The sequence below is a fragment of the Mesorhizobium sp. M7A.F.Ca.AU.001.01.1.1 genome (genome assembly GCF_004022735.1).
In the GTDB taxonomy this organism is placed as follows: Bacteria; Pseudomonadota; Alphaproteobacteria; order Rhizobiales; family Rhizobiaceae; genus Mesorhizobium; species Mesorhizobium ciceri.
The window spans coordinates 1-4,569 of sequence record NZ_RZPF01000548.1; the positions used below are offsets into that span (position 1 = coordinate 1).

General features: G+C 65.2%; 6 protein-coding genes and 1 pseudogene. 3 read left to right on the top strand and 4 right to left on the bottom strand.

What is annotated here, in order from left to right; all coding sequences use genetic code 11:
- The coding region (locus tag EN884_RS26680; protein ID WP_128360820.1) for a LysR substrate-binding domain-containing protein at nt 1–632 on the top strand (632 nt) is incomplete at its 5' end.
- Nucleotides 633–684: 52 nt separating this feature from the next.
- Here the strand turns inward: EN884_RS26680 and EN884_RS26685 are convergent.
- Complete coding sequence (locus EN884_RS26685; RefSeq protein ID WP_013530653.1) at nt 685–897, bottom strand: 4-oxalocrotonate tautomerase family protein; 213 nt, start codon at nt 895–897, stop codon at nt 685–687.
- Between the two features lie 69 nt (nt 898–966).
- Nucleotides 967–1,704, bottom strand: coding sequence for an SDR family oxidoreductase (locus EN884_RS26690; RefSeq protein WP_024501705.1), 738 nt, complete (start codon nt 1,702–1,704; stop codon nt 967–969).
- 103 nt (nt 1,705–1,807) lie between these two features.
- Between EN884_RS26690 and EN884_RS26695 the strand changes: the two genes are divergently transcribed.
- Entirely contained in the window at nt 1,808–2,701 is an 894-nt protein-coding gene (locus EN884_RS26695) for a LysR family transcriptional regulator (RefSeq protein WP_063168616.1), read from the top strand.
- Between the two features lie 23 nt (nt 2,702–2,724).
- Here EN884_RS26695 and EN884_RS26700 read toward each other — a convergent pair whose 3' ends face one another.
- Complete coding sequence (locus tag EN884_RS26700; protein ID WP_063168617.1) at nt 2,725–3,951, bottom strand: flavin-dependent oxidoreductase; 1,227 nt, start codon at nt 3,949–3,951, stop codon at nt 2,725–2,727.
- A gap of 63 nt (nt 3,952–4,014) precedes the next feature.
- Nucleotides 4,015–4,131: pseudogene (locus EN884_RS39815) on the bottom strand (transcriptional regulator); the annotation flags it as partial.
- A gap of 72 nt (nt 4,132–4,203) precedes the next feature.
- Between EN884_RS39815 and EN884_RS26705 the strand changes: the two are divergent.
- The coding region (locus EN884_RS26705) for a DJ-1/PfpI family protein (RefSeq protein ID WP_206617643.1) at nt 4,204–4,569 on the top strand (366 nt) is incomplete at its 3' end.

Genomic DNA, 4,569 nt, shown 5'->3' on the forward strand with positions numbered 1-4,569 from the left:
GCATCCTGAATGTCAGCACATCGGACGGTTTTGCCGGCCGCTGGCTGGTGCCGAGGCTGCATCGCTTCCACCGCGCAAACGCCGACATCGACGTGCGGCTGTCGACCTCGGGCGTGCTTTCCGATTTCGTCAGCGACGGCATCGACATCGCCATCCGCTACGGCAAGGGCGGCTATACCGGGGTGACGGCGGAGTTTCTCGCTGATGAAGAGGTCTTCCCGGTCTGCAGCCCGGAACTGCTGCAAGGCGAACATCCGCTGCGCCAGCCCGGGGATCTCCGGCATCACAAGCTGATCCACGACGCCTTTCGCATCGACTGGGCAACATGGCTGCAACAGGCCGGCGTGGACGGCATCGATCCCAAGCGCGGCGTGCGCTTCGATTCCGCCACCTTCGCCGTCGAAGCCGCGGTGCATGGCGAAGGCGTGTTGCTCGGCCGAAGCGCGCTGGTCTCGGCCGACCTCGCTGCGGGGCGGCTGGTTCGTCCCTTCGATCTCGCGCTGAAATCCGCCTCGCGCTACTACGTCGTCTACCGTGACGGCGCGCTGCGCCAGAAAAAGATCAAGGCGTTCCGCGACTGGCTGTTTGCCGAAGTGGCCGCCGACTGGGTCGGTGCGACGAAGGATGGCTGATGCGGCAAGGGTTCAATTTGTGAAAGGCACCTCTTCGAGGTCTAGCCCTGCACTACTCCTTCGCGCGAAAAACTTCCGGCACGACGAACACTTCGTCGGCCCGGCCATAGCCTCCGTCGGCGACCTCCTCGACCAGCACCATCGTGTAGGGGCGCACGCCCTCACCGAAAAAGTCCACGAACATCGCGGTCGTTCGATGGATGAGGTCTTCCTTCTGCGCTTTGGAGAGGGCCGCTTGCGGTAGCTTGATGTTGGCGAATGGCATGATGTTTCCTTAGCTTTTCGAGTGTGGAAGTCAGGCAGTCAGGAGAGCCAAGCCGGCCTGGTTGCCGCCTCAGACCACGCCGCCATTGGCGCGGATGATTTGCCCGTTGACCCAGAAGCTGTCCGGACCGGCCAGGAACGAGACCAGCCCGGCAATGTCGTCGGGCTGGCCGAGCCGGCCGAGCGGGATCATCTTGCCGATGGCCTCGATCTGCGCCTCGCTCTTGCCGTCCGTGAACAGCGCGGTCTCGATCGGTCCGGGCGCCACCGCGTTGACGGTGACACGGCGCGCGCCAAGCTCCTTGGCCAGGATGTGGGTCATCGCCTCGACACCCGCCTTTGTGGCGGCGTAAACGCCGTAGCCCGACTGATAGAGACCGACGACGCTGCTGGAAAAATTGATCATGCGGCCGCCGTCGCGAAGCCGGCGCGCACCTTCCCGCATGCCGCGAAACACGCCGCCGAGATTGATCGCGATCTGGGTGTCGAACGAAGCATCGTCGGTCTGCGCGATCGGCGAAATCTTCATGATGCCGGCATTGTTGACGAGGATGTCGATGCCGCCGAACGCCTTCTCGCCGGCGTCGAACAGCACGGCGATGCCGTTCGGATTGGCGATATCGGCCTGCACGGCGATCGCCCTGCCGCCGCCGGTCTCGATCGCGCGGACCAGTTCTTCGGCCTCCGCACGGCCCCGTGCATAGTTGACGACAACGGCGACGCCGTCACGGGCGAGCCGCTGTGCGATGGCGGCGCCGATGCCTTTGGAGGCGCCGGTCACGATCGCGGTTCTGGTTTGATTTGTCATCGAAGTCTCTCCGCGTTGTTGGTGACACGGATATAGGCCAAGCCGAATTCCGGATAATCATCCACCCATTGACATCACTATTCGGAAACTGCGAACAAAGAGCATGGATCGGCTGGACACGATGCGGCTCTTTGTTCGCGTTCTGGAGCGGCGCAGCTTCACCGCTGCGGCGGCCGATCTCGGCCTGCCGCGCTCAACCGCGACGGAAGCCATCCGGCGGCTGGAGGAGCATCTCGGCGCGCGGCTGCTGGAACGAACGACGCGGCAGGTGAACGCCACCCAGGATGGTGAAGCCTACTATCGGCGCTGCCTGTCGATCCTGGCCGAGATCGAGGATGCCGAGGCCGCCTTCCGCAACGCCGAGCCTTTCGGCCTGCTGCGCATCGACGCCAGCACGCTGCTCACCCGCACATTCCTGTTGCCGCGCCTGCCGGAGTTTCTCGACCGCTATCCCCGCATCGACCTGCAGATCGGCCAGAGCGACCGGCTGGTCGATCTCGTGCGTGAAGGCGTGGACTGCGTGATCCGCGTCGGCGAGCCGCCCGACAGCGGCATGATCATGCGGCGGCTCGCGATGATCCGCGAGATCACCTGCGCCAGCCCCGCCTATCTCGAGCGCCACGGCACGCCCGCCTCCCCCGATGCGCTCGACGGTCACCAGGCGGTGGGCTTTGTCTCGTCGCGCACCGGAGAGACCCTTCCGTTCGAATTCACTGTCGCCGGCAATATCCGTGAGGTGCGGCTGCCCGGCCGCGTCGCCGCCAACAATTCCGATACCGCCGCCGACCTGGCGCGGCTTGGCCTCGGCCTCATCCAGGCGCCGCGCTATCGCTTCGACAAAGACCTGGCCGAAGGGACGCTGGTCGAAGTGCTGGCCGATTATCCGCCATCGCCGACGCCGCTGTCGGCGCTCTACCCGCAGAACAGACAGCTCTCGCCGCGCCTTCGCGTCTTCCTCGACTGGGCCTCACGCATCTTCGCCGAGGCAAACCTGTAGGCTGCAAAACGCGCCACTCGCGATCAACTCGGTTTTGCAAACCCGGCCAGGGACGCATAGCCGCGTACCACGCTCTTGCGTTCTTCGCGCGAAGCGACGGCGTCGATGTCATCAAACCCATGCGGCGCCCGGGCCTCGACCATGTCTATGACCGCTTCCGGCCCGCCTTGCCGATTGGCCAGCACGATGGCCGATGTGGCCGGCCGCCGCTCCCCGTCATACCGTGTTAGCGCGGCTTCGACGGTCGGTCCTGCGGCCAGATGCATCGCAAGGCAACCAGCGTCGAGTATTGCCTGGCTGGCTCCGTTCGACCCCACCGGGTACATGGGATGCGCCGCATCGCCGAGCAGCGTCACCCGCCCGAACGACCATCGTGGCAGCGGGTCGCGGTCGCAGTTCGGATATTCGTAGAAGCCATCCGTTGCCTGGATGATCGAGGCGGGGTCGACAAAATCAAGCTGAAACCGGTCACGCACGAAGGGCAGCACATCGTCGATCACGCCCGGGCGGCTCCAGTCGCCGGGACGCAGCGGTGATGTGCCGCTATCGCCGGTATTGGCCATCACCGCCCAGTTCGTCAGCCTGGTCTCTTCGCGATCCGGCTCGATCGGATAATAGACGAACTTGGCGAAATTGCCGCCGGCAACCGCCATGGTGCGCCCGTCGCGCCAGACCGGCCACGGCGTGGCGCCGCGCCACAGCATCGTGCCGTTCCAGATCGGCGGCCCTTCTTCGGGATAGAGCACGGCCCTGACGGCGGAATGAATCCCGTCGGCGCCTATGAGCAGGTCGCCATGGGCCTCGCCGCGCGAGCCGTCATGCCGGCGGAAATGCGCCACGACCTCGCCCTCGTTCTGCTCGAAGGCATCGACACGGCTTGCCGTGCTGATGACGTCGCCGCCAAGCCTGTTCACCACGGCCCGGTGAATCAGCCCCAGCAGCCTGCCGCGATGAATGCTGATTTGCGGAACCTCATAGCCGGCATCGATGCCCCGCAATTCCTGCCATACGATCTGGCCGAAGCGGTTGGTGTAGACAAGCTCGCGTGTCCTCACCCCCTCCGCGTCGAGCGCCGGCATCAGCCCAAGCCCGGCCAGCGCCTTGACAGCGTGAGGCAGCATGTTGATGCCGACGCCAAGTTCGCGGATGTCGTCGGCCCGCTCGAAAAGTTCGACCTCGATGCCTGCCTCATGCAGGAACAGAGCAGTGGTGAGGCCGCCGATACCGGCCCCGGCGATCAATGCTTTCATCAGTCACTCCCTTGCCGTGAAAAGTCCCCCCGAGCCGGCCAGATGCCCGTCGACTTCGCGACGTCACGGCGATGCGCGTGGCCGGGGATATTCGAGTTGCATGGCGACGAGGTCTGCCGTGCGGGCACCATGGCGGGCAGCGATGGCGCGCAGCGTTTCGTCCAGGACTTTTGCCGGTCTCCAGATGGCTTGACGACGAGGCTACCGGCGTTAGGTTTCGTCCGAAATGACATAAATCGGGCGAATACTGCCATGCGCAGGCACGTTGCCGTCGTCGTTCACCCCGGTTTCCAGCTTCTGGATGCGGCCGGGCCGACAACCGTCTTCGAGATTGCGGAGCGCTGCCGCCCGGACAGCTATGAGTTGGTTTTGCTGTCGCCCGGCGGCGGCGACGTTGAAAGCTCCTCTGGCCTGAAGCTTCTCACCAGACCTCTGCGCGACGGCCCTTTCGACACCGTCATCGTATCGGGCGGCGAAATCATCCGTTCCATCGAGGCGATGGACGAGATCGTCGCCTGGTTGAGGCGCGTGCCGGCGCGGCGCACCACCAGCGTCTGCACCGGCGCGTACCTGCTGGCACGGGCGGGATTGCTCGACGGCCGCCGCGCCACCACGCAC